Here is a 23,189-nt window from a genome sequence, read left to right as displayed (position 1 = left end):
AGGACGACCCTCCACAGTGAGGTCAGCCGACGGCGAGACAGTGCAGGTCGACGGTCTCGTAGGCGATGGCGCCGTGTGACAGCTCGAGGATGCCGACGGTGCCATGAGATCGCTCGCCGGGGACCCGGCCTGGCCCCTTCGGGTAGGTCGGACTGCCAGGGTTGACGAACAGGACGCCGCCGGCGGTCACCGTGGCGGCTCGGTGGGTGCCGGCGAAGGCGACGACATCGACGGGCCCGCCGAACTTCTGCGCCAAAGTGGTGGACAGGGCATCGCCATCGATCTCGGGCAGGCCACCCGGCGCGGCGGGGATCTCCGGCCCTGGTGACTTGCAGAGGTTGTGCACGAGACCGATGCGCACACCGGCAGCCTCGACCACCCGGGTCATGCCTGCGATGCGGTTCCCGTCCGGCGGGCTGATCAACTGGGCGCCGTCCTTGCCGACCGAGTAGTCCTGGACACCGAGCACGGGAGCTACGGTCTCCAGTCTGTCGAGTGCGCCGCGTGCGAACACCTCGCGCTGGCCCATGTGGCCGAGGTGCAGGATCAGGTCGACGTCGCGGAAGGCCTCGAGCACCTCGACCGGCAGATCGCTCCCGTCCTCCTCGGCATTGTGGTCGTCCCCGATCAATCCGATGCGCCGGGCATCGACCGCGATGGATCCGACGATCTCGTCGTTCGCGGCAGTTGGCTGCTCGATGGTCATGAGTGTTCACCTTTCTGGTTTCGGCGGCTGTGTTCGAAGAAGCGCTCTGCCGCGGTGGAGGGGTACGGCGTCCGCCTACGCAACCGTGGCACCGTCCCACTCGAGGCCGAACTCGTCGGCCAGGTGACGCAGACTGGTCAGCTGGTCCGCGGTGAACAGGACTCCGTCCCGTCGCTGCTGCTCGGCCACACCGAAGCCCCGCTCTCCCGGCACCCGGACCCGCTCGACGCCATCGATCGGAGTGGAGGCATGAATCCGGTCGATGAAGGTGTCAACGCGCCCTGTGAAGACCTCCAGTGGTTGGATCGCGGTCGGGTCGAGAGCGAGACAGAACAGCGTGAGGCCGACCGGACCCTCGGCCGGGTTCCGTACCTCCGGCGCGAACAAGCCGGTGCCGAGTACGCCGGTGAGCACCTCCCAGATCACTGCGATGCCATATCCACGATGGCCGGCGGCGGGGAGCATCGCACCCGCAAGGGCTGCCGCCGGATCGACGGTGGGTCTGCCGTCGGCGTCGAGCGCAGCGTTCTCCGGCAGGGATTCGTTCCGGCTGTGCACGGCGTGCACGGCGTGCATCGACAGGGCCGACAGCGCGGAGTCGAACAGGATCGGGTGGTGCCGGCCTGCGGGCGTGCCCATGGCGGTCGCCTGGTTGCCGAGCAGCTTCGTCGCGCCGCCCCAGGGTGCCATGAGCGGCATGCTGTTGTTGAAGGCGATGCCGACCATGGACTGCTCGATCGCGACATTGGCGTACCAGCCAAGAGATGCTGCGATGTCCGCATTGCGAACTGTCGCAACTCCGACGCCGGTCTTGCGCGCCGCCTCGATGGCCATCTTCATGCAGCGGGTGCCTGCGACCTGTCCCCAGCCGCGGTCTGCGTCTAGCGCGGTGACCCCCGCTGTGCTCGCCAGCACTTGCCAAGTTGGCGCGGGATTGACCGCGCCGGCGCGGACCCTGCTGACGAGGACCGGAACTCTCGCTGACACGCCGTGGTTCGTGGCGCCCCGCAGGTCCGACCACACCATCGCGTCAGCGGCCATCGTCGCGTCCTGCTCGGACATTCCGATCCTGGTGAGTACGTCGCAGGCGAGTCGATGCAGATGCGTAGCCGGCACGCGCCCGCCAGCGGTGTCGTTCGTCGCCCGGTTCACCACGCCACTCCGAGCTCCGACCCCAGGGCGACCAGACTCGCCACCACGTCATCCGGTACCACGATGCCTTCGCGGCGGCGGGCTCGGGCGGCGATCTGACTCCGCTCGCCGGGCACGAGAACGCGGTCGACACCAGCTGCTGGTCGCGCATCGTGCATCCTGTCGATCAGGGTGTCGACCCGGCCGGTGAACGTCTCGTACGGCAACGCCGCGGCAGGATCCACGGCAAGCACGAACAGGCTGTTGCCGCTCGGCAAGGCGTGCTCAGAAGGCCACCTCACGTCGTTGCCGAAGTGCTGGCCGCCGGCGAGCACGCCGACGAGTACCTCCCACATCAAGGCCAGCCCGTAGCCGCGGTGTCCGGCCATCGGCAGCAGGATGCCGGCGTGGCCGGCCTCTGGGTCGATGGTCGGCGTGCCGTCGGCGCTCAGCGCTACGTTGCCTGGGAGTTGTTCACGCCGCAGCTGGTGCTCGTACATCCGCGCCATGCTCATGGCCGAGTTGGTCATGTCGAGCAGCAACGGGGGATGCTCGCCGGCAGGGCTGGCCATCGAGAGCGCCTGGACGCCGAGCGTCCGCTCGGCAGCGCCGTACGCCGCCATGACCGGTGCGCTGTTGTTGACGACGAGCCCAATCATCTGCTGCTCCGCGGCCAGCGCCGAGTAGTAGCCGACCACTCCGGCGGTGGTGGTGTTGCGAACGGACACGGCACCGAGGCCGGTCGCCCTCGCTTTGCCGACAGCAATCTGCATTGCCCGGTGGCCCGCGAGTTGGGCGAACGTGTCCTGCGCGTCGACAACCGCGAAGGCGGGATGATCGCGGACGATCTTCGAGTCGGCCACGCCGCCGCACCGAGTTCCACCGTGCCGCAACCGGTCGACAAACTCAGGTATTCGTCGAACCCCCATGGCTGGAACGCCGTGCAATTCCACCCACACGAAATAGTCGGCCAGCAGCCCGGCGTCCTCGTCCGACATTCCGAGATGCACGAAGACATCGGCGGTGAACCGACTGAGCCGGCCCGGGTCCGTCGAGCCTCCGTTGCGCTCGGCAGTCGCAACCTCCTCGCTCACAGTGCTCCTTTGCCGTCTAATCAGGCTTCCGATATCGACCAAAGATATCATGAGATTGATGTAAGGCGCACCGGATCGCGTCGTGCGGCTTGGATAGCCGCTCCGGCAGCGGGATGAGTCCTCAGCTGACGTGGGGAGAGCTGCCTGGAGTGGGCGTGGGTAGGTGCTCGACGGCGATGTCAAGGTACGATAACTGGAGCAGCCGATATGCATGCTCAGTGCATGCCGACAGTTGGTGAGGGGTCGACTGTGGTCGAGGTCCAGGGCGTCTTTCGCTCTTCAGTTCGTATGGTGAGCTACGATCGCTTCTCGATCATTGATCCTGCGACCGCAGCACCTGCACTACCTAGTGGAGCGCTCACATGCCGAAAGCCAAGCCGATGACAGTTCACGGCACCGTGGAGGAGCATTCCAAACTGTTTCGGGACCTGCTCTTGGGTTTCGTCAAGATCCACGTCCTCCACCATGCGAGTCTCGGTGCGGTGTACGGCGTCGGAATCGCGGCCGAGTTGGAGACGCACGGATACAAGCTGTCGCCCGGCACTTTGTACCCGCTGCTCCACAATCTGGAGGCGAGCAGTCTCCTGGTGCGTGAGGATCGGATCGTCGAAGGCAAGGTGCGGAAGTACTACTACATCACCCCCCTCGGTCAGCAGGTGCTCGACGAGGCCCGCGGTAAGCTGGTCGAGCTGGTCGACGAGGTGCTGGACAACAAGACCAGGAGTAAGACTGGGTCCAAGGCGGTGGCCGGCCGGAAGCGGAATGCATGACCTACGTCCCCGAGTCGGTCCTCCGACTCGCCTTTGGCTCATCGCAACTCAGCCGTTCGTAGCCTTGCTGACGCCCGGTATGTCGCGCATCAAGACGTCGTACCGCTCGCTCGGCTCGAGTGTGGTGAGTGCGCCGCCGATCGCCGGGACCACCGAGTTGAGGTGCTCCTCACTGTCGTAGTACCTGTCGGCCATTGCGTCGTCGGCCCACTCCAGCACGACCATGAAGCGCTCCACATCGCCGGGAGTCTGGCATGTTGAGATCCCGGCGAACCCGGCCGCTTGACGCATGCTGGGATTTCCGATGTCTCTCCGCGCCGCGATGTACTCCGCGCTGCGGCCCGGCATCGTTTGATGCATTCCGATGGAGATCATGGTGGCCCGTGCCGAATCGTTGACGGTGAGCGAGAGATCGTCGGCGTACTCGTACGTCGACGACTGTGCGGACCGTACGAGATCCTTCGTCCGGCTCGCCATCGCTTCGTGCTCCGGGGAATCGACCCATCGTTGTTGATCTGCGGCGGATCGCCACCAGTTCAGCAACGCGAGTCGGGCGGTGTCGTTGTCGGTCCTCGGCCTGAGCAGGGCGATCCCGCCATACCCCGGCTGCTCCTGCACCGCCGGGAACATCGTTGAGTTGCGGGTGTCGACAAAAGTGTCGATGTCCGAGGCTGCCACAGTGATCCGGGTCAGAAAGACCAGCATAGTTCAGACGATATTCAATATCGAGAGCCGATGTCAATGGGCGTCATCGCTTCGAGCGAGGTCGGAGAACGAGTGGTCAGTCAGCCAGGCCGATGACGGCATCGTATCCACGGACAAGGCCGATCACTCCAGGCGCCATGGTCTTCTGGACGGCGGCGGCGACCGCCGGTACGTAGCTCTCGCGGCCGGTCTCATGATGCCGGATGGTCAACTGTTCCTGGTCCCCGGAGAACATAACCTCATGCCATCCGACAATGTCAGGGACACGTATGCTGTGCACCCGCACGCCGCCATGGACTCCACCCCGCACGCCGTCCAGCGTCTCCTTCTCCACAGTCGGATCCACGAAATCCGATCCCCGAACGTCGCGCATCATGCGCGCCATCGTCCTCGCGACACCAGAGGGCGCGTCGGCCTTCGTGGAGTGGTGGGCCTCGATGATCTCAACGTGGTCGAGGTAACGAGCTGCGATGCCGGCGAATCGAATCATCAGAACTGCTGCCAGCCGGAAGTGCGGCGCCCAGACTGCGCCTATGCCCTGTTCACGAGCCTTGCCGTCCACCAGCTCCAGAACTTCCTCGGCCAGTCCGGAGGTGCCGATGACAGGTCGCACGCCGGCATCCAGCGCCCGCTCCAGCAACGCCGGGGAGGTGGCCGGGTGGGTGAAGTCGACGATCACGTCTGCAGCAGCCAGCACTGCGGCGATGGCTTCGTCATCATCCTTGCGACTCAGTCCACCGACGACATGGAGTCCGGACTGCTGCGGCAGCCCTTCCATCATGGCGCGCCCCATCCGTCCGTTCGGCCCGGCCACGACAACTCTGATCGGCTCGGGAACCTGTGCAGACGCGGTGTTGAGCATCGATCTCACTCCTCGAATGGACTGGTGAACAACTTGACTCTGTTGCTACGACACGCCCTGGTCCGCCTCCGCTCGGCCGTTCTCCTGACCGACGATGAGGTTCCACGGATCTGTACTCAGTGCTTGGTGACCGATGCTGAGGCGATGATGACGCTCGTTGCCGAACTCGTCGCGCCAGGCCCACAACCGGCTGGTGCTGCGGTGGAGCGCGTGTTCTGTGGTGAAGCCCATCGCGCCAAGAATCTGGTGTCCCCAGGCGGCGATCCGGCCGGCGGACTCCGATGCCGACGCCTTTGCGGCCGCAATGGCGAAGGTCGCCTGCGGCCCTGACTCCTGCTCGAGAGCCAGGGTGGCCGCCTGTCCAGCGACCACGACCGAGGCGGTCTCGCCCGCCAGCTGTGCAATGAGATGTTGCACGGCCTGGAACTTCGCCAGCGGCCGGCCGAATTGTTCTCGCTCGTCTGCATGCCTCATGGCGACGCTCAGGACTTCCTCTGCTGCGCCGGACATGGCGAGCACTCTGCTCAGCGTGGCCCGGTTCAAGAAGCCACGTGCGGAGACATCAGGTCCGGCCGTCGTGACTCGGTCTCGATCGAGGACGACCTTGCGGCACACCACGTCCTCACGCCACTCGCCGGCCAGATTCCGCCCGGGCCGCAACGAGATCTCGCTGGGGTGCAGCCGGACCACCAGGAGGTCGCTGCGACGACGTACCAGCATGACGACCGTGTCGGCTGCGCCGGCCCATGGCACGCGCCGTACGACGCCGTCGATCTGCCAGCCCTCGTTGACCTCGACGATGTTGACCTCGCCCGGCTCCGCGACGGCCGCAGTCAGCGGTCCGCGTGGCACGGGTACGCCCGACGATGCCAGTAGCCAGCCCGCGAGCCACATCGTTTCCGCGAGTGGGGCCGCGAGGCCGACCCGTCCGGCAGCGCGAAGGACGGCTGCCGCTTGCTGCATGGTCCCGCCCGGTCCGCCGGCATCCTCGGGCACCGACACCAAGGTGAAGCCCGACTCCTCCAGGGCCTGCCACGAGGAACGGTCGAGTAGGTGTCCGTCCCCGTGGCGCCGATCGTGGTGCGTCGAGCAGATCTTCTCGACGATCGCGATGAGATCGTCGAGCTCGTTGCCGTTCATCGTGCCCCCAGGCTAGACGCGACGATCTTGCGCAGAATCTCGGTCGTACCGCCTCGCAGGGTGAAGGCCGGGGAGTGCAGGATAGCCTCGGCGAGCAGCCGGGTCAGTGGGTCGTCGCTGCCGGCGTCGGGTTCGAGGTCGATGTGGCGCCGGATCACCTCGATCACCTCCCGCTCGAACTGCGCGCCGAGATCCTTGACCATGGCAGCCTCGGTGGCCGGCATCGCACCATCGGCGAGACCGGCGGCGACTGCGAGCGACATCTGCCGAAGCGTCCAGCATCGGGCAACCAGCTGGCCGACAGCATCGGCGTACGCCGTGTCTATCGGTGCGGAGGATTCGCGCAGTCGCTTGCACCACTCGAGCAGTAGCGGCAGGGTGCTCATCAGTCGCTCCGGACCGCTGCGCTCGTAGGCCAGCTCCGATGTGACTTGTCTCCAGCCATCACCGATCCGGCCGAGTACGTGCTCGTCCGGGACGAAGACATCCTGGAGCACTACCTCGTTGAAGTGGTGGCCGCCATCGATCGACCGGATGGGATTGACCTGTACGCCTGCTGCCGCCATGTCGACGATCAGCTGACTGAGTCCGTCGTGGCGGTCGGCTTCCGGGGTGGTGCGAACCAGCGCGACCATCGCCTGGGCGACGTGCGCGCCGCTGGTCCAGACCTTCGACCCGTTGACGACCCATCCGCCCGGAGCTCGCGTGGCTTGGGTGCGTACCGAAGCAAGGTCGGAGCCCGAGTCCGGCTCGCTCATTCCGATGCAGAACAACAGTTGACCGCACGCGATGCCGGGCAGATAGGTGCGCTTCTGGTCCTCGGAGCCGAAGCGCAGGAGGTTCGGACCGACCTGGCGGTCGGACACCCAGTGCGCCGCCACGGGCGCACCCGCCGCCAGCAACTCCTCGGTGACTGCGAAACGCTCGAGTGGGCTTCGCTCCTGGCCGCCGTACCGACGTGGCCAGGTGAGGCCGAGAAAGCCTCGCTCGCCGAGCCTGCGGCTGAACTCAGGGTCGATACCTCCCAGCCAGTTGTCGCAGCGTGGCACGTACCTGCCCTGCTCGCGTTCCTCGGCCAGGAATCCCCGAACCGAAGAACGCAGCGCGTCCGCACTGCGCGGAAGCGTAGTGGCGCTGAGCTGCAGGAGGCTCATCAGGCGAAGCTGAAGTCGCGGATATCGTTGGTCAGGGCAACCTTGACATCGGTTCCCGGTGTGCGCCGGCCGATGATCAGCGCGCAGTTCACCTCGAACTCGCCGGCCGGGAACTTCCGGGTCCGGGTGCCGGGGACGACCACGGAGTTGGCCGGCACCCTGCCCTTGTGGGTGACCGGCTCGTCGCCGGTGACGTCGATGATGTGCGTGGAGGAGGTCAGGCAAGTCTGCGCGGCGACGACCGCGTTCTCCTCGACGATCACACCTTCGACGATGATGCACCGCGAGCCGATGAAGGCGTTGTCCTCGATGATCACCGGGCGAGCACCGGGTGGTTCGAGTACGCCGCCGATCCCGACCCCCCCGGCGAGGTGCACGTTGCGGCCGATCTGGGCGCCGCTGCCGACAGTGGCCCAGGCATCCACGAGAGAGCCGGTCCCGACGTACGAGCCGAGATTGACGAAGCCGAGTGCGACGATGACCCCGGACTCGATGTAGCTGCCGTAGCGGACGATGGAACCTGCGACGACCCGGATGCCCCGGTCCTTCAAGCCGTGCTTGATCGGGATGCGGTCGTGGTACTCGAGGGGTCCGGCATGCTCGGTGGTGAACGGGGCAACCTGGAAGTACTGCCGGATCGCGTGCTGCACCCAGGCGTTCACCTGCCAGCTCCCGTCGACCTTCTCGGCCATCCGGACCTTGCCCTGATCGAGAAGTTCGATCGTCTCCTCGACTGCGCTGCGATGTGCCGGCGACTTCAGCAGGCTGAGATCGTCGGCGGTTTCGGTGATGAGCTTCTCGAGATCGGTGACTGCTGTCACGACGCGTTCCTCCTGGGTCTTCTGTGCGGTCTGTGTGCAGGATTGGTCAGTCCTGCTGCAGGGTGACTTCCACGACGTACGGTCCTGCTGCGTCGAGGCCGCGCTCCAGCGCGGCACGGAGTCCGGCGGGCGTTTCGGCGCGTTCACCCGGGACACCCATGGACTGCGCGAGCGCGACGAAGTCGACCTTGGATTGGTTGATGTCGAAGCCGGGCGGCGGCTGGTCGTTGGATCCCCAGGGGCCGCCCATGCGGTCGGTGATGATCTTGAGTACGCGATAGCTGGTGTTGTTCAGGATGACGAACAGCACCGGCGTATTGGCCGCGGCGGCGTTCCAGATCGCGTTCGGGTAATACAGGAACGAGCCGTCGCCGACCACGTTGACGACCCGCCGCTGCGGCTCAGCCATCTGGATCCCGACCGCCGCGGCGACCGAGTAGCCGAGCGACAGGCCGTTGACGTTGAAGTAGGACCGCGGGTCGGCGAACTGGAGTACGTTGACGAACGCCGCGCGGTTCGAGATCGACTCGTCGACGAACACCGCGTCGGTCGGCAGCAGGTCGCGGAGCTCGGCGGCGATCAGAGCCGCGGAGATCTGCTCGGACTCGCGTGCGGCCCGGATGTCCTGCTCCCATTTGTCGACACGCTGCGCACATGTCGCGCGCGACTCCTCTCCGCGGCGGCTTAGCACGGCGGCGTCGACGGGGGTGTTGCGCAGTGCCGTGGCCAGGCCGGCCAGGTTCTGCTTGATGTCGCCGACGACGCCGACTTCCACGGGCTGGTTCTTGCCGATCTCCCACGGGCTGTCGTCGACGCTGATCGCGCGCACCCGCCAGGGGATCAGCGGCCCACCCTCGTCGTAGCGCGACACCGGCGCCTGGCACGTGATGCCACACATCAGCACGAGGTCGACGTCGTCGAAGCGCCGGCGCATGTCGGCTGACAGGACCGGCATCGGCCCGCCGTACAGCGGGTGGTTGGACGGGAAGTTCCAGCTGGTCGCGTAGCCCTCGGTGTAGACCGTGGCGCCCAGCGTCTCGGCGACGCTCGTCAGCTCGGGCCAGGCGTCCGACAGGCCTGCCGCATCGCCGGCGATGATCACCGGGTTCGCTGCCTCTGCGAGCGCTGCGGCGGCGCGGTCGATCGTGGCCTGGTCGGCGGTGGCGGCACCGATCTGGCTGACTCGCGCGGGCGGGGCCTCGGACACCTTCTCGAGGAAGAGGTTGGAGGCGATCGACAGGAAGACTGGGCCGTACGGCGGCGTGGTGAGCTCCTTGAACGCGCGCTGCATGGCGATCGGCAGCTCGTCGACGATCGTCACCTCGTAGGCCCACTTCGTGAACGGCCGTGCCAGGCCGGCGAGGTCCGAGGTCAGGATCGGCTCCTGCACGTTCAGGGCCGCATGGTGCTGGCCTGCGGTCACCAGGAGTGGAAAACGCGCCCGGTAGGCGTTGTAGAGATTCCCCAGACCGTGCGCGACACCGGGCGTCACGTGCAGGTTGACGACGCCGACCTTGCCCGAGGCACGGGCGTAGCCCATCGCCTGTGCCACCGCAATGTCCTCGTGGAGAGCCAGTACGTACTCGACCGGGTAGTCGTTGCACCCGTCCAGGAAGGCGATCTCGGTGGTGCCGGGATTGCCGAATATGTAGGGGATCTCTTGTTCCACCAGGTACTCGAAGATGATGTCCCGGCCGAGCAACGTGTCTCTCCGCGTCAGACTGTCCATAACGGAGAATGATATCGCAATGCGTTATCAGTGTCGACATGATGTTCATGGCCTCTCATCAGGCCTGTCATGAAGCTAGTATGGCGAGATGATATCGGACAACGATGTTGACAATATCCCCGCGCGGCCCGTGGGAGCGGAGGTCGCGGCGGCAGTCAGGCGACGGCTCGAACCGCGGCGTTCGGCGATGGAGCAACTGCTCGGTGAGCTCGTCACGATCGAGTCGCCTTCCGACGATCCGGACGGCCTGGTGGCGATGGGAGGCCGGCTCGAGCGTCTGTTCGGCGAGTTCGGTGGCGTGGAGCGCCATTCCGCGGGTCAGCCCGGTGTCGACCACCTCGTCGTGACCGTGCCAGGCGCAGGACCGGAATCGTTGGCGCATACGGTCGCGTTGGGGCACTTCGACACGGTGTGGCCGCGCGGGACGCTGGAGCGGATGCCGTTCGACGTGTCCCGCGAGGGCGTCGCGACCGGGCCCGGCTGCTTCGACATGAAGGGTGGCCTCGTGCTGCTCTACTACGCGTTGAGCGAATTGTCCGCGCTCGGCCTGGGGTCCCGGCGAACGCTGCGGTTGGTGCTGAACAGTGACGAGGAGATCGGCAGCCGCAGCTCGCGTGCGTTGATCAAGGACGCCGCGGCCGGTGCGGCAGCGGCTTTCGTGCTGGAGGCACCGCTGCCGGGCGGGGTGCTTAAGACGGCCCGCAAGGGTACGGCCATGTATCGATTGAAAGTTGAAGGCAAGGCGGCGCATGCCGGGATCGAACCCGAGCGCGGTGTGAGCGCCATCCTCGAGCTGGCCCATCAGATCCCGGCCGTGCATGCGCTCAACGACCTTGTCAGTGGTACGTCGGTGACCGTCGGCCTGGTGCGTGGGGGCAGTCGATCGAATGTCGTTCCCGCCGCGGCGGAGGCTGTCATCGACGTCCGGGTGAAGACTGCCGCGGAAGCGGAGCGGGTCCGGCATGCGCTGCGCGAGCTGTCGCCGGTGCTGCCTGGTGCGCGGGTGTCTGTGCTCGCCGACCTGTCGCGACCTCCGATGGAGCGCACGCCGGCGAGCGGCCGGCTGTTCCAGCGGGCCAAGGCGATCTCTGCCGGTCTGGGAGTGCCCGATCTGGGTGAGGGGTCGACCGGAGGTGGCAGTGACGGCAACCTCGTCGCGGCGCTCGGTGTGCCGACCCTCGACGGGCTGGGCCCCGAAGGTGGCGGTGCGCATGCGGATGACGAGCACGTCAAGGTGGATTGCCTGCCGCGGCGGGCTGCTCTGATCGCCGGCCTGCTGGCTGAGGTTTGATAATCTGCGTCTCATGTCGCGAATCGATATCGACAACCGCTATAATGAGTCTGTCGGTCGCGGTCGTGGCGCCGACGCACTGGGAACAGCGAGGACTCCGCGGTGGGCTCGCGGATCGATCCGAGGGTATGAGGACCAATGGACAGCGAGATGCTTCAGATCCTGACGCCGCGCGGCGAGCTGGTCGGTGACCGGCCGGTCGACCTCGACGACGCCGCCGACCTCTACGGTGAGATGGTGTTCGCGCGGACCTACGACAGGAAGGGCGTCGCTCTGCAGAAGCAGGGCCGGATCGCCACCTACGCGCCGTTCGAAGGGCAGGAAGCGGCGCAGATCGGCACCGCGATCACGCTCGAGCCGGGCGACTGGATGGTTCCGTCCTATCGGGAGCCGGCGGCGATGTGGATGCACGGCTATCCGATGGAGCTGGTGCTAGCGACTCGTCGGGGCACCGAGATGGGCGGCTCGCCGCCCGCTTCGGTGAGAGTGCTGCCGCCGTCGATCCCGGTGGGCAGCCATATGCTGCATGCGGTCGGCCTTGCCTGGGCGGAGCGCCTGCAGGGCACGGATCGGGTTGCGATCACCTACTTCGGTGACGGTGCCACGTCGGAGGGCGACTTCCACGAGGCGATGAACTTCGCAGGCGTGTTCAAAGCAGGCTGTGTCTTCGTCTGCCAGAACAACGGCTGGGCGATCTCCTTGCCCCGTGCGGAGCAGACCGCGGCGGAGACGATCGCCGCCAAGGCAGTCGGCTACGGGATGCCCGGAGTACTTGTCGACGGCAACGATGTCTTCGCGGTACTGGCCGCCACGTCGGCCGCGGTGGCGAGAGCCAGGGCGGGGGAGGGGCCAACACTGATCGAGGCGCTGACCTATCGGATGGGGCCGCACAGCACCACCGACGACCCGAAGCGGTACCGCACCGACGATGAGCTGGCCGAATGGCGTGAGCGTGACCCGCTCGAGCGGCTTCGCCGCTATCTGGAGGCCGAGGGCAGTTGGACACCCGAGTGGCAGGCCGAGCTCGAGCGGGAAGGCTCGGCGAGGGTCGAGCGGGCGGTAGAGCTCGCCGAACAGATCCAGCCGTTCACAGCAGGTGAGACGTTCGACGCGATGTTTGCCGAGCTGCCCGACTCCCTGCTCGGACAGCGTGCTATGGCGGAGGAGCTCTGATGGCGACACTGACCATCGCGCAGGCATTGAACCAGGCGCTCGATGCCGCGCTGACCGACCTGGACGACGTGCTTGTGATGGGCGAGGACATCGGACGTACCGGTGGCGTGTTCCGGATCACCGACGGGCTGCGCGATCGGCATGGACCGCAGCGGGTGGTCGACACGCCGCTGGCCGAGTCCGGCATCGTAGGTGTCGGCCTCGGGCTCGCATTGGCCGGCATCCGACCGGTCATGGAGCTTCAGTTCATGGGCTTCTCCTATCCCGCGTTCGACCAGATCATCAGCCACGTTTCGCGGATGCGGCACCGGTCGCGGCATCGTTTCACTGCGCCGCTGGTGATCCGGATGCCGTACGGCGGCGGCATCGGCGCCGCCGAACACCATTCCGAATCGACCGAGGCCCTGTACGCGCACATTCCGGGCCTCAAGGTCGTCGTGCCGTCCCGGCCGGGAGATGCCGCAGGGTTGCTGCGGGCCGCGATCGAGGACCCCGATCCGGTCATCTTCCTCGAGCCGATCCGGCTGTACCGGTCTGTCAAGGAAGAGTTGCCGGATCTGGCGTCCGTGCCGCTCGGCTCCGCCGCCGTCGAGAGGCACGGCACGGACATCACCCTGATCGCCTGGGGGGCGATGATGAAAGAGACGCGGGAAGCGGCCGAGAAACTTGCCGCGTCCGGGATCTCGGCTGAGGTGGTGGACGTACGCAGTCTGGCGCCGCTGGACATCACGACCATCGCGGCGTCGGTAAGCAAGACCGGCCGCGCGGTGGTGATCCACGAGGCGCCGCGAACCGCCGGGCTCGGCGCCGAGATTATCGCGCAGCTGCAGGAGCACTGTGCCTACGACCTCGAGGCACCGGTGAAACGGGTGACCGGCTGGGACACCGTGGTTCCACTGAAGATGTCCGAGCAGCACTACACACCGAGCCTTGAGCGCATTCTCGCTGCGACGACCGAGGTGCTCGAGTCATGACTGCGCGAGAGTTCCGCCTGCCGGACATCGGCGAAGGTCTGGTGGAGGCCGAGATCCTGCGCTGGGCTGTGCCGGTCGGCGGTCAGGTCGCCGTCGACGAGATCCTGGTGGAGGTCGAGACAGCCAAGACGGCGACCGACATCCCCAGTCCGTACGCCGGAACCGTCATCCGCCACGGTGCCGCCGAAGGGGAGATCATCGTCGTCGGAGACATCCTCGCCGTCGTCGGCGATCCGGGCGATGTCTGGCCGGCGCCGCAGAACAACTCGGCCAACCGCTCTGCGGCGGACGGTGCAGCAGCGGTCCCGGCGTCAGCGCCCGTGTCGGGTACGGGCGCCGATGCGATGCCGATCGTTGGCAACCTGAGTGAAGATGCCACCGAGTTGCGACCGGTCGCCACTGGGGTCGGCGTCGAGCGGGATCCGTCTGTCGTCGCCTTACCGCTGGTGCGCAAGGTCGCCAAGGAACTGGGAGTCGACCTGCAGCAGGTCACCGGATCAGGCCCAGGGGGCCGCATCACCAGGAAAGACGTCGAGGCTGCGGCCTCGGCGAAGTCGGATCCGCAGGTGGCGCCGGGACATGCCGCGTCGACGCCGGCGGGCGGAGAACGGCGGCGGATGAGCACCCTGCGCAGGACGATCGCTGCGAACATGAGCCGATCGTGGGCAGAGATCCCGCACGTCACCTCGTTCGACGAGGCTGACGCGTCACGGTTGCTGTCCGTTCGCAACGCGCTGCAGAATCGGCATGGCGTCTCCATCCCGATCGACGCTCTGGTGATCGCGGCCATCGTCCCGGCGCTGCGCGAGGTCCCGGTCTTCAATGCAAGGCTCGAGGGCGAGGATCTGGTGTATCACGATTGCCACGACATCGGCATTGCGGTAAACACGCCGGAGGGTTTGCTGGTAGCAGTGGTCAAAGATGCAGGCGCCAAGAGCGTTCTAGAACTGGCGGCTGACGTACGGCGGCTCAGCGAGCAAGCACGCGATCGTTCATTGCCGCCTGGCGACGTGTCAGGCCAGACATTTACGCTATCAAATACCGGTGCGGCCGGCGGCGGATTTGGAACCCCGATCATCCCGCCCGGTACCATCGGCGTCCTGGCCACAGGCCGAGCGAAGGACAAGCCAGTCGCCCGCAACCAGAGTATCGAGATCGCGACGATGATGCCGCTGTCGTTCTCCTACGATCACCGGGTGGCTGACGGTGCCGTCGGTCGGCGTTTTCTGGCGATGGTGGTCGAGAACCTCACCGAGCCTGCGCTGTTTCTCACCGCAGGGCAGTAGCCGCAGCGATGAGCCAGCGTCGGTTGGCCCGAGGGGGCAGTCGTGTTGGATCAGCGTGTTGTGCTCGCCAGTCCCTGAGCGAATAGTTCGACGTTGGTTTCGGGAGCCGTTACAGGCGGTCGACCGGATCGCGCGATCCGGTCGACACCCCCGGCACGGGGTGCACCACGACTTCGTCCGCCACGTTGTCACCAGCTGTTCCGCCGGCTTCGACATCAGTAGCGGCACTGTAGTCGCCCGGCTTCACCGCAGTCCCGGCACCCAGAGGTCCCGCGCTTGCCGAGGCTGATCGACACCGCGGTTCGCAAGGAACAGGACCTGCAGTGGTACTGGACGACTCCGCAACCCAACAGGAGCCGAGGTGAAAGGAGGGGTGGATGATCCGCGTCCAGGTTTCGACCTGTTCTTCACGCCAGCCAGCGCAACAAACGGAACGCAGACCCGAGACCGCTTCTTCTGCACAAGTCCAGACCAGGTCTTTGGCGCGCTCGCAGCATTTCAGACGAAATTGCGTACCGTAGAGTCCTGTGACCAACTGGTGACTTGCCCCGCCCCTAGGGGCGGCTGCACTATGTGGGCGTGCCTACTGAACCGGCCATTATCGAGCGAGCCGCACAGCCTTACGTCGCGATCACCGCAAGGGTCAGGATGGCGGAGATCGGTAACGTCGTCCCGCCGCTGAGTGAGGAAGTGTTCGCGTGGCTCGATAAGCATGGCGTCCAGCCATATGGGTCGGCATTCTGGCGATACACGGTCATCGATATGAGCCGGTATCTCCAGATTGAGGCCGGCGAGCCGACCGCGGAGCGGGTCGACGGCGATGAGCGGGTTCATTCGGGCGTGCTGCCGGCCGGACACTATGCCACGCTGCGCCATATTGGTGCTCCGCAGACGTTGGTCGACGCGACCCGCCGGCTGCTCGAGTGGGCCGACGGGCAGAGGTTGCGCTGGGACTCGTCGCCGTCGCCGGAGGGGGAGCAGTGGGGGTGTCGGCTGGAGATCTACCACACCAATCCGCAGGACGAGCCTGACATGAATAGCTGGGAAACCGAACTGGCGTTCCGCCTGGCCGATTGAATGGCAGACCGGCTCTTGACGATCGGCGCGTTTGCTCGCCGATGTCTCTCTCGATGAAGAGACGCTCCGACTGTACGAGCGGCTGGGCCTGTTGCTTCCAGCAGGAGACAGGGCACAGACCGGGTTCGCCGCTACCGTGAAGGCAACTCTTCCGCTCGCGCGTCTCGTCGTCGGGTTACGTCGGTCGACATGCCGCTGTCCGAGGTGCTCGGGTTCGCTTCGGCGACTCGCCGCGAGCCGGCGTTTCAGCAGGCGTACGTCTCTGTCACGAAGGCACAGAATCGCTGCAACTGATCAGGTCGACGACGTAGTTGGTTGATCGAGGCAAATGGTTTGTCGATGGTAGGCGCGCTCGCCGATCGACGTCTGCCGCCATGAGGCGGTGGCGCTTGTTATGAGGAACGCCGAGCAGCGCCAGCAGGCCGGAACCCACCGCCCACTGCACACGAATCCGAGACCCGTGGCCAGAAGTGTACGGGCAATTCCGGCCGGTCGCGGTACCTTGACACTGGTTCTGCAGCATCGTATCATCCAGCAATATCGAGTTTTGATATCGATGATGGCTTCAGCCTGATCGGCTGAACGCCGGCAGGACACATGACAGTCGCCGAGAGCACGCCCTTCTTAGCTGAACCGGGCTCGGGTCGTACGGATGAAGGTGTGAGGTACGTGAGCGAAACCGAGATCGACCGCCGGATTCTTTTGCGCAATATCGCCTGGGGCGGTGGCGGAATGCTGCTATTCGGAGGCTGTACGCCGGGTGCGAAATCCGGTGCAACCGGCAAGGACAGTGAACTGCCGGCTGTCGAAGGCGCTGAGATCGTTGGCGACCCCGGACAGTTCCCGAAGATGTTCAAGGAGTCTCCCGAGTTCGCCCAGCAGGTGGCGGCCGGAAGGCTGCCAGCGGTCGCGGAGCGGATCGGCCAGGACCCGCTGGTACTCAAGCCGATCCATGAGATCGGCAAGTACGGCGGCCAGATCCGCCGCGGGTTCATCGGCGCTGCGGACTTCCAGAACGCCAACCGGTTCTGTTCCGGGCCGGACAACCTGCTGTTCTGGGACAAGGACCGCTCGCATGTCGTTCCCAACATCGCGCGGGGATTCGAGCTGAGCGCCGATCGCACCGAGCTCGTGGTGCAATTGCGTCGGGGGATGAAGTGGTCGGACGGGCATCCGTTCACCGCCGACGACATCCTGTTCTGGCGCGACGACATCGATCTCCACGATGCCTTCAGTCGGGGTAGCGGTACGCCCAAGCTCCGGGTGCGCAACAAGCCGGTGGCGATAGAGAAGGTCGGTGCTCACACTGTGGTGTATCGGAGCCCGGCTCCGTACCCCATACTGCCGGAGTTGATGGCCGGCATCACTGATGTCGGTGGCCAGGCGTTCGCCGGACCGACGGGTGGTGGTGGCTTCGCGCCGAAGCACTACCTGTCCAGGTTCCATCCGAAATACACCTCGGAGGCGGCTGCGAACGCTGCGGCCCGCGAGGCCGGGTTCCAGAACTGGACACTCCACCTGAAGAGTTTGAACTCCTGGGCACTGAACCCCGGCCTGCCGACAGTGACGCCGTGGATCACCCGCCGGCCGATCAACAATCCGCCGTGGGAGCTGACCGCGAACCCCTACAGCATCTGGGTGGACACCGAGGGCAACCAACTGCCATACATTCCGACGATCACGATGAGCCAGTCGAAGGACATCGAAGTCATCACGGTGCGTGTCGTCAGCGGCCAGTTCGACTTTCAGGATCGCGGGTTGCAAGTGGACAAGTTGCCGGTGCTGGTCCAGAACGAGAAGCGTGGGGATTTCACTGTGCATCGTGCGCCAGGCGATTCGATGGACTGTGCGATCCGGATCAACCTGGCCTACAACAAGGACGCGGAGGTCGGTGAGCTCCTGCGCACGGCGGATTTCCGGCGCGCCCTTTCCCTGGGGATCGATCGCGACCAGGTCAATCAGACCTTCTTCCTCGGATCCGGGACGCCGTCGGCCACCATGGCGGCTAAGAACAGCCCGTACCATCCGGGTGCTGAGTGGCAGTTGAAGTGGGCCACCTATGATGTGGCGCAGGCCAACCAGCTACTGGATCGCATCGGACTGAGTAACAAGGACGAGCAGGGATTCCGGCTACGTCCGTCCGGAAATGGCCGGATCCGGCTCAACTTCCAATCGGCCAACGCCCAGGCCAACTTCCCGGCGGTCGGTGAGATGATTCGCAAACAATGGGTGCAGCTCGGTATCGACGTCACCAACCAGACTGTCGCAGCTGCGCTGCTCAGTGAGCGCTCGCTGACCGGAGACCTGATGTTGTTCATCAGCAATGTGGCCACCGATGACCCATTCGCGAACCCCGACACTTTTCTTCCGACCGTGCCCAACAACATCGCGGGGATGATCGGGATCCCCTACGCGAAGTGGTTCGTCTCCGGCGGCAAGGACGGCACCGAGCCGCCGGAGCCAGTGCGGCTGTTGAAGGATGCGATGAGGCTGTATCAGCGCGGTCTGGAGGCCGACAAGGCCGCCCGGATCCCGCTGGGCCAGGAGCTGTTCAGGCTGCACGCCGACCAGGTTTGGTCCATTGGAATCGTCGGGTTCGGCCTCATAACCAACGGTATTTATACCGCGAAGAACAACCTCGGCAACGTGCCGGCGCGCGTGTACAACGGCAACCAGGTGAAGACGCCGGTCAACACTCTTCCGATGACCTTCTACTACAGGTAGGGGCCGAGCCGCCTTTCATCATGAGCCAGTTTGGATATGACGCGTTCCTGAGTCTTCAGGGAGTACGCTGTGACTGACGTGAGCTACGAGGTCGTCGACAACGTCGCACGCATGACCTTGCGCGCGCCGGAACGCCGCAACGCTCTGACGCCGCAGATGGCCGCCGAGATCGTCGCCGCCATCGACCGCGCCGACGCCGACGAGTCGGTTGGGGCCATTCTGATCACCGGCGGTGCCTCGTTCTGTGCCGGCGCCGATCGGGGCCTGCTGGCCGACACCGAAGCGGATCCAGCGGGTGACAGGAGCTATCGCACGATCTCGGGTATCTACAATTCGTTCTTGCGACTGGGCACGACGAAGTCGCCGACAGTGGCGGCGGTCCGCGGCGCGGCGGTCGGCGCCGGCCTGAACCTCGCCATGGCGACGGATCTGCGGATCGTCTCTCGGGACGCGAGATTGCTGTCAGGGTTCGCCCGGATCGGACTGCACCCCGGCGGTGGACACTTCGGTCTGCTGGCCCGGTCAGCCGGGCGCGAGGCCGCTGCCGCGATAGGGCTGTTCGGCTGCCAGATCAGTGGAAGTCGTGCGTGCGAACTGGGAATGGCCTGGCAAGCTGTCGACGACGCTGACGTCGAGCAGGTCGCGTTGGACCTTGCACGGCAAGCAGCCGCCGACCCCGCGTTGTCTCGTGAGATGGTCGCCTCGTTCCGGCGGCAATGCGAACTACCGGGCGCCTCCTGGGATGCCGGCGTTCAGATCGAACGCTCGCCACAAATGTGGTCCTTCCGGCGTCGAGCAGATTTGATGTGACGCCTCGCAGGCGACACATCCGTGCGCGTCGCTGCGTGGGCATGAGGTGACAGCGTGCCGCAGCCCGGCGCTGGTGTACTGCTGAGGGAGGTTGGTCATGCGGGCGATGGATGGGACGTTGCCAGGTTGTGGTGCGGGGTCAGCGGTTGTTGAAGTGGTTGAGCCGGGCGAGTAGGGTATCGTGGCCGGGCTTGTTCGGTTGGTTAGAGCTGTTTGAAGGCTCACCCGGCGGCGAGGATGCGGTGGTATCTCTCGATATTGCCGTTGGCTGTCGCCGGTAAGGGCGGGTCTTCTTGGGTGTGTGCCGAGTTCGGCGCAGGCGTCGCACAGAGGTTGGAGCGGCAGCAGTTGGCGTTGAGTTCCTACGAGATGTCAAGCCGCTCCAGATCGCGTAGCGCGGGTTTTGTGCGGGCCCGGTCGATGGAGCACGTTGTGACTCCTTGCTCCGCCGGCGCATCCTGCATTGTGTTGGTGCGCGAACACGGCGATGTCGATTTCCATCCGGAGGATCACGGCGGGCTCCCTTGGTCGCTCGGACTGGCTGCCGTCGGCTAACGGCCGTGGGAGGTTCGTTCCGCACCAACATTCGTTAACAGGGATCCTAGCCAGCAAGGGCGTCGCGGTGGGGTCGCCAGATTCCCGACAGGGAATCTCGAGCCTCCGGCGGTGACTCCGCCCGCCAGCACGGTCAACAAGCAAGAAGTCGCAGCGCACCCTCTCGGAGAAGCAACGTTGACCGGTGGGGGTGCCGGACGCCACAGATCCGCTGGATGGTGAGCAGCGCTCGGTGAACCAGGCGGCCGCAGTGCGCAGCACGGCCGCTGCGGCGGTCCGGCGTCGTAGATTTCGGCGGAAGCGAGCCGGGAATGGTCGTCGAGGATGGTGTGGACGAACCGGTGCCGATCTTGTTTCGTAGTGGGCGTTGCCGGGGTTTTCCGGTGTCGGGCTGAACCGGCTGTCGCGCCTCGACGAGCGGTCGGCCGCACCGAGTTCACGGTACGGGCCGGCCATCGTTTCGCAGTCGGCCACGCCACCTCGAACCTATCCGCGGCCCCCACGATCGGTCAGCTCGTCATTGACGACCAGACGCGCCAGCCGCGAACTAGTGCCCCGCGTCTGAGGTCTTCTGACGGTTGGCCTTATTGAGTATCTGGTCGGCTGTCTTGGTCCAGACGAACGGGTGGGATCGGTCGTTCCATCCGGTGATGAAGGCCCGGATCTTGGCGTTGAGATCGTGGACGGATCGGAAGGTGCCGCGGTGGATGGCTTGGCGTTCGATGATGGAGAACCACACCTCGACCAGGGGTTCATCCAGGACGCGTGTGTCGGTGTGAAGTGCACGTTGACGCGCGGGTTGTCAGCCAGCCAGGCCTTGATCTTGGGATGTTTGTGGGCCGCGTAGTTGTCCATCACCAGGTGCAGTTCGCGGCTGGGATTGGCACGGGCGACCTGTTTGAGGAACGCGAGGAACTCTTGGTGGCGATGTCTCGGTTTGCAGGCCGCGGTGACCTGGCCGGTGGCGATCTCCAGTGCGGCGAACAGGGTCGTGGTGCCGTGCCGGACGTAGTCGTGCGAGCGGCGTTCGGCCAGTCCCGGCTGCAGCGGCAGGATCGGGACTGTGCGGTCCAGTGCCTGGATCTGCGACTTCTCGTCCACGCACAGCACGATCGCGTTGTCCGGGGGCGCCAGGTAACAGCCCGACCACGTCGGTCACCTTGGCCACCAGTTCGGGCTCGGTGGAGAACCGGAACGACTCCGACCGCCACGGCTGCACCCCGAACTCACGCCACGCTCGCGCGACCGTGGCGTCCCCGATCCGCAGATGCCGCCCCAGCAGCCGAGACGACCAGTGCGTCACCCCGTACTTCTTCGGCGGTGGCGTCAACGTCGCCGCGACGATGCCCCGATGGTCCACCGTGCGTGGCCGGCCCGCACGTGGCTCGTCGTCCAGCCCGGCCAGTCCGCGTTCGGCGTAGCGGTCGCGCCAGCCGATCACCGTCGGCCGCGACACACCAACCAACTCCGCGATCTTGGTGTTCGAGACCCCCTGCGAGGCCAGCAACACGATCCGGGCCCGCTGCGCCAGCCCCGCCCGCACACTCGACGCCCGCGTCAGCGCGGCCAAGCCTTCCTCGTCACCCTCACGCAGAACCAACGCCGCCGCAGGGCGATTCGCCATACCTCATCATCCCAACTGCCAACCGCAAATCAACTAACGACGCGCGGCACCAGCGCGCGGGGTCAAGCACGTTAGCGTGGGAGACGAGGACCTCCTGGTGGCGGAACTTGTTCCTAGACAGCTCAATCCACGCCCGGGGTCTTCATCCATCAACCACTCTCACCGGTGTTGTCACACCTTCTCAACCATCATGCCTTGATCAGTACAGCTAGGGAACGAGGCGTTCACCTGACTTGGCTGTGACTACCAAGGCCTCGACTGGACAGGCCGCGCATGCCCGCAGGAGATCGTCCCTGCTGACGGTCTCGGGCGCCACGAACGCGACGATGCCGTCGTCGTCCAGATCGAACGCCTCGGGGGACTCGTCGATGCACTGGGCGAACCCGACACACAAGGTCCGGTCGACGAGGATGGTCAGCTCACCAACGGAGCGCTGAACGTCCGACATCCCTGTTGCACACTCCTTCGATGAGAGCCTCGCCGGGTGGCGAGACGCGGACCAGCCGGACACTGCATCTGTCTGGCTGGACAATCCTATGCCGCTCGCGATACGCCGTCAACGAATAACGATATCGAAGATCAATGTTAAGGGACGCTTGGCCATCGGTGAAAGCACGGCTAGCAGCTGTGAGAGCGGCAAGCTATTTCGGATATCGATATCGTGATGCTATAGTGGCGATCGTGATGCTAACCGGAGGACAGACGATCTATCAAAGACCGCTCGGCGTCCTGATGATGGACACCAAGTTCCCGCGCGCCCGCGGTGACATCGGCAATGCGACGACGTGGCCCTTCCCGGTCGCGTACCGGGTCGTCCGTGGCGCTGTGGCGTCGCGGCTGGCTCAGGCGGAACCAGATGAGTCGCTCCTGCAGCCGTTCATCGACGGGGTCCGCGACCTGGAGTCCGAAGGTGTCCAGGCCATTACCACCAGTTGCGGCTTTCTCGCGGCGTACCAGCGAGAGCTCGCCGGCGCGGTTTCCGTGCCCGTGTACGCTTCGTCGTTGCTGCAGGTGCCGCTGGCCGCGCAGGCGATCAGGCCGGATCAGCGCGTCGGGATCATCACTGCGCGCGCGGTGCTGACGGAGCGGCACTTCGGAGGAGTCGGCTGGTCGTCGACAGATATTCCGGTCGTTCAGGTCGCACCAGCGGAGGACAGTCACTTCTTCGCCACGTTCGTCGGGGACGGCATGGAGGCTGACTATGACGTGCTGGTGAGAGAGGTCACCGGGGTCGCAGAGGCGTTGGTTCGTGAGCATCCGGATGTGGGTGCGATCGTGATGGAGTGTGCGAATCTCGCGCCCTTCAGTCCACCGGTGCGCAAGGCTACGCGGCTCCCCGTGTTCGATCTCTTCACTCTCGGCATGAACGCGTACCACACTTCCGCCGGCAGTGAGTTCCCGGCCGGCTTGTGACCCGCTGTTCCGCTTCTGAGGCTAGACATTGATAACGGATGACGTTATCATGATGCGTTATAAGCTGTGGCGTTGATATGGAACTGATTCCGTGTCGCAATCGTCTGCCGTCCGGAGCCGTTGAGTAACTCGACAGCGGGCCCTTGGCGA

General features: G+C 65.5%; 19 protein-coding genes and 1 pseudogene. 9 read left to right on the top strand and 11 right to left on the bottom strand.

All coding sequences use genetic code 11. The features are described from left to right. Nucleotides 1–22 precede the first annotated feature (22 nt). The 3 genes from BJY22_RS35715 to BJY22_RS35705 form a co-directional block, all read right to left on the bottom strand. Nucleotides 23–706 (bottom strand): metallophosphoesterase family protein, encoded by a 684-nt coding sequence (locus BJY22_RS35715; RefSeq protein ID WP_167215950.1) that lies wholly within the window; start codon nt 704–706, stop codon nt 23–25. A gap of 75 nt (nt 707–781) precedes the next feature. Continuing rightward, a complete protein-coding gene (locus BJY22_RS35710; RefSeq protein WP_167215948.1) occupies nt 782–1,822 on the bottom strand; it encodes an Ldh family oxidoreductase in 1,041 nt (346 codons plus the stop codon). A 32-nt stretch (nt 1,823–1,854) separates the two neighbouring features. Further along, nucleotides 1,855–2,931 (bottom strand): Ldh family oxidoreductase, encoded by a 1,077-nt coding sequence (locus BJY22_RS35705; protein WP_167215946.1) that lies wholly within the window; start codon nt 2,929–2,931, stop codon nt 1,855–1,857. A 362-nt stretch (nt 2,932–3,293) separates the two neighbouring features. Between BJY22_RS35705 and BJY22_RS35700 the strand changes: the two genes are divergently transcribed. Next, on the top strand, nt 3,294–3,701 hold the full coding sequence (locus BJY22_RS35700) for a PadR family transcriptional regulator (RefSeq protein ID WP_202891417.1): 408 nt from the start codon (nt 3,294–3,296) through the stop codon (nt 3,699–3,701). 48 nt (nt 3,702–3,749) lie between these two features. Here the strand turns inward: BJY22_RS35700 and BJY22_RS35695 are convergent, their stop codons facing one another. The 6 genes from BJY22_RS35695 to BJY22_RS35670 form a co-directional block, all read right to left on the bottom strand. Next, the gene (locus tag BJY22_RS35695; RefSeq protein WP_167215944.1) at nt 3,750–4,406 is read right to left on the bottom strand and encodes an antibiotic biosynthesis monooxygenase; all 657 of its coding nucleotides are present in this window, start codon (nt 4,404–4,406) and stop codon (nt 3,750–3,752) included. 76 nt (nt 4,407–4,482) lie between these two features. Then, nucleotides 4,483–5,268 carry a 4-hydroxy-tetrahydrodipicolinate reductase gene (gene dapB, locus BJY22_RS35690; RefSeq protein ID WP_167215942.1) on the bottom strand — a complete coding sequence of 262 codons (786 nt, stop codon included), beginning with the start codon at nt 5,266–5,268 and terminating at the stop codon, nt 4,483–4,485. 45 nt (nt 5,269–5,313) lie between these two features. Beyond that, complete coding sequence (locus tag BJY22_RS35685) at nt 5,314–6,408, bottom strand: acyl-CoA dehydrogenase family protein (protein ID WP_167215940.1); 1,095 nt, start codon at nt 6,406–6,408, stop codon at nt 5,314–5,316. Further along, on the bottom strand, nt 6,405–7,562 hold the full coding sequence (locus tag BJY22_RS35680) for an acyl-CoA dehydrogenase family protein (RefSeq protein ID WP_167215938.1): 1,158 nt from the start codon (nt 7,560–7,562) through the stop codon (nt 6,405–6,407). The genes BJY22_RS35685 and BJY22_RS35680 overlap by 4 nt, the downstream gene beginning before the upstream one ends. Next, entirely contained in the window at nt 7,562–8,383 is an 822-nt protein-coding gene (locus tag BJY22_RS35675) for a 2,3,4,5-tetrahydropyridine-2,6-dicarboxylate N-succinyltransferase (protein WP_167215936.1), read from the bottom strand. The genes BJY22_RS35680 and BJY22_RS35675 overlap by 1 nt, the downstream gene beginning before the upstream one ends. A gap of 46 nt (nt 8,384–8,429) precedes the next feature. Beyond that, nucleotides 8,430–10,112, bottom strand: coding sequence for a thiamine pyrophosphate-binding protein (locus BJY22_RS35670; RefSeq protein WP_167215934.1), 1,683 nt, complete (start codon nt 10,110–10,112; stop codon nt 8,430–8,432). Nucleotides 10,113–10,299: 187 nt separating this feature from the next. Here BJY22_RS35670 and BJY22_RS35665 point away from each other — a divergent pair, with 187 nt between their 5' ends. From BJY22_RS35665 to BJY22_RS35635, 7 genes are all read left to right on the top strand, one after another. Beyond that, nucleotides 10,300–11,403 (top strand): M20 family metallopeptidase, encoded by a 1,104-nt coding sequence (locus BJY22_RS35665; RefSeq protein WP_167215932.1) that lies wholly within the window; start codon nt 10,300–10,302, stop codon nt 11,401–11,403. A 150-nt stretch (nt 11,404–11,553) separates the two neighbouring features. Beyond that, nucleotides 11,554–12,576, top strand: coding sequence for a pyruvate dehydrogenase (acetyl-transferring) E1 component subunit alpha (pdhA, locus tag BJY22_RS35660; RefSeq protein WP_167215930.1), 1,023 nt, complete (start codon nt 11,554–11,556; stop codon nt 12,574–12,576). Then, nucleotides 12,576–13,550: an alpha-ketoacid dehydrogenase subunit beta gene (locus BJY22_RS35655; protein ID WP_167215928.1), complete on the top strand. Its 975-nt coding sequence runs from the start codon at nt 12,576–12,578 to the stop codon at nt 13,548–13,550. The genes pdhA and BJY22_RS35655 overlap by 1 nt, the downstream gene beginning before the upstream one ends. Next, nucleotides 13,547–14,836 (top strand): dihydrolipoamide acetyltransferase family protein, encoded by a 1,290-nt coding sequence (locus BJY22_RS35650; protein ID WP_167215926.1) that lies wholly within the window; start codon nt 13,547–13,549, stop codon nt 14,834–14,836. The genes BJY22_RS35655 and BJY22_RS35650 overlap by 4 nt, the downstream gene beginning before the upstream one ends. A gap of 579 nt (nt 14,837–15,415) precedes the next feature. Continuing rightward, nucleotides 15,416–15,913, top strand: a complete 498-nt coding sequence (locus BJY22_RS35645; RefSeq protein WP_167215924.1) for a GyrI-like domain-containing protein — start codon at nt 15,416–15,418, stop codon at nt 15,911–15,913. A 669-nt stretch (nt 15,914–16,582) separates the two neighbouring features. Next, complete coding sequence (locus BJY22_RS35640; RefSeq protein ID WP_167215922.1) at nt 16,583–18,637, top strand: ABC transporter substrate-binding protein; 2,055 nt, start codon at nt 16,583–16,585, stop codon at nt 18,635–18,637. 69 nt (nt 18,638–18,706) lie between these two features. After that, nucleotides 18,707–19,447, top strand: a complete 741-nt coding sequence (locus BJY22_RS35635; protein WP_202891416.1) for an enoyl-CoA hydratase-related protein — start codon at nt 18,707–18,709, stop codon at nt 19,445–19,447. A 1,102-nt stretch (nt 19,448–20,549) separates the two neighbouring features. On the opposite strand, the pseudogene BJY22_RS35630 reads toward BJY22_RS35635, so the two are convergent. Then, nucleotides 20,550–21,626, bottom strand: a pseudogene (locus BJY22_RS35630) (IS630 family transposase). Between the two features lie 208 nt (nt 21,627–21,834). Beyond that, nucleotides 21,835–22,074, bottom strand: coding sequence for a ferredoxin (locus BJY22_RS35625; protein ID WP_167215920.1), 240 nt, complete (start codon nt 22,072–22,074; stop codon nt 21,835–21,837). 224 nt (nt 22,075–22,298) lie between these two features. Here BJY22_RS35625 and BJY22_RS35620 point away from each other — a divergent pair, with 224 nt between their 5' ends. Then, entirely contained in the window at nt 22,299–23,039 is a 741-nt protein-coding gene (locus BJY22_RS35620; protein WP_202891415.1) for an aspartate/glutamate racemase family protein, read from the top strand. Nucleotides 23,040–23,189: the final 150 nt, after the last annotated feature.

This window comes from Kribbella shirazensis, from assembly GCF_011761605.1.
Classification (GTDB): Bacteria; Actinomycetota; Actinomycetes; order Propionibacteriales; family Kribbellaceae; genus Kribbella; species Kribbella shirazensis.
The sequence above is the reverse complement of the archived record's forward strand: the minus strand, read 5'-3'. Positions and strand labels throughout refer to the sequence as shown.

What these genes read in the sequence shown, in the direction of transcription:
- BJY22_RS35715 (WP_167215950.1), bottom strand. Translation starts at nt 706, where the DNA reads ATGACCATCGAGCAGCCAACTGCCGCGAACGACGAGATCGTCGGATCC.
- BJY22_RS35700 (WP_202891417.1), top strand. Translation starts at nt 3,294, where the DNA reads ATGCCGAAAGCCAAGCCGATGACAGTTCACGGCACCGTGGAGGAGCAT.
- BJY22_RS35695 (WP_167215944.1), bottom strand. Translation starts at nt 4,406, where the DNA reads ATGCTGGTCTTTCTGACCCGGATCACTGTGGCAGCCTCGGACATCGAC.
- dapB (WP_167215942.1), bottom strand. Translation starts at nt 5,268, where the DNA reads ATGCTCAACACCGCGTCTGCACAGGTTCCCGAGCCGATCAGAGTTGTC.
- BJY22_RS35685 (WP_167215940.1), bottom strand. Translation starts at nt 6,408, where the DNA reads ATGAACGGCAACGAGCTCGACGATCTCATCGCGATCGTCGAGAAGATC.
- BJY22_RS35680 (WP_167215938.1), bottom strand. Translation starts at nt 7,562, where the DNA reads ATGAGCCTCCTGCAGCTCAGCGCCACTACGCTTCCGCGCAGTGCGGAC.
- BJY22_RS35670 (WP_167215934.1), bottom strand. Translation starts at nt 10,112, where the DNA reads ATGGACAGTCTGACGCGGAGAGACACGTTGCTCGGCCGGGACATCATC.
- BJY22_RS35665 (WP_167215932.1), top strand. Translation starts at nt 10,300, where the DNA reads ATGGAGCAACTGCTCGGTGAGCTCGTCACGATCGAGTCGCCTTCCGAC.
- pdhA (WP_167215930.1), top strand. Translation starts at nt 11,554, where the DNA reads ATGCTTCAGATCCTGACGCCGCGCGGCGAGCTGGTCGGTGACCGGCCG.
- BJY22_RS35655 (WP_167215928.1), top strand. Translation starts at nt 12,576, where the DNA reads ATGGCGACACTGACCATCGCGCAGGCATTGAACCAGGCGCTCGATGCC.
- BJY22_RS35650 (WP_167215926.1), top strand. Translation starts at nt 13,547, where the DNA reads ATGACTGCGCGAGAGTTCCGCCTGCCGGACATCGGCGAAGGTCTGGTG.
- BJY22_RS35625 (WP_167215920.1), bottom strand. Translation starts at nt 22,074, where the DNA reads ATGTCGGACGTTCAGCGCTCCGTTGGTGAGCTGACCATCCTCGTCGAC.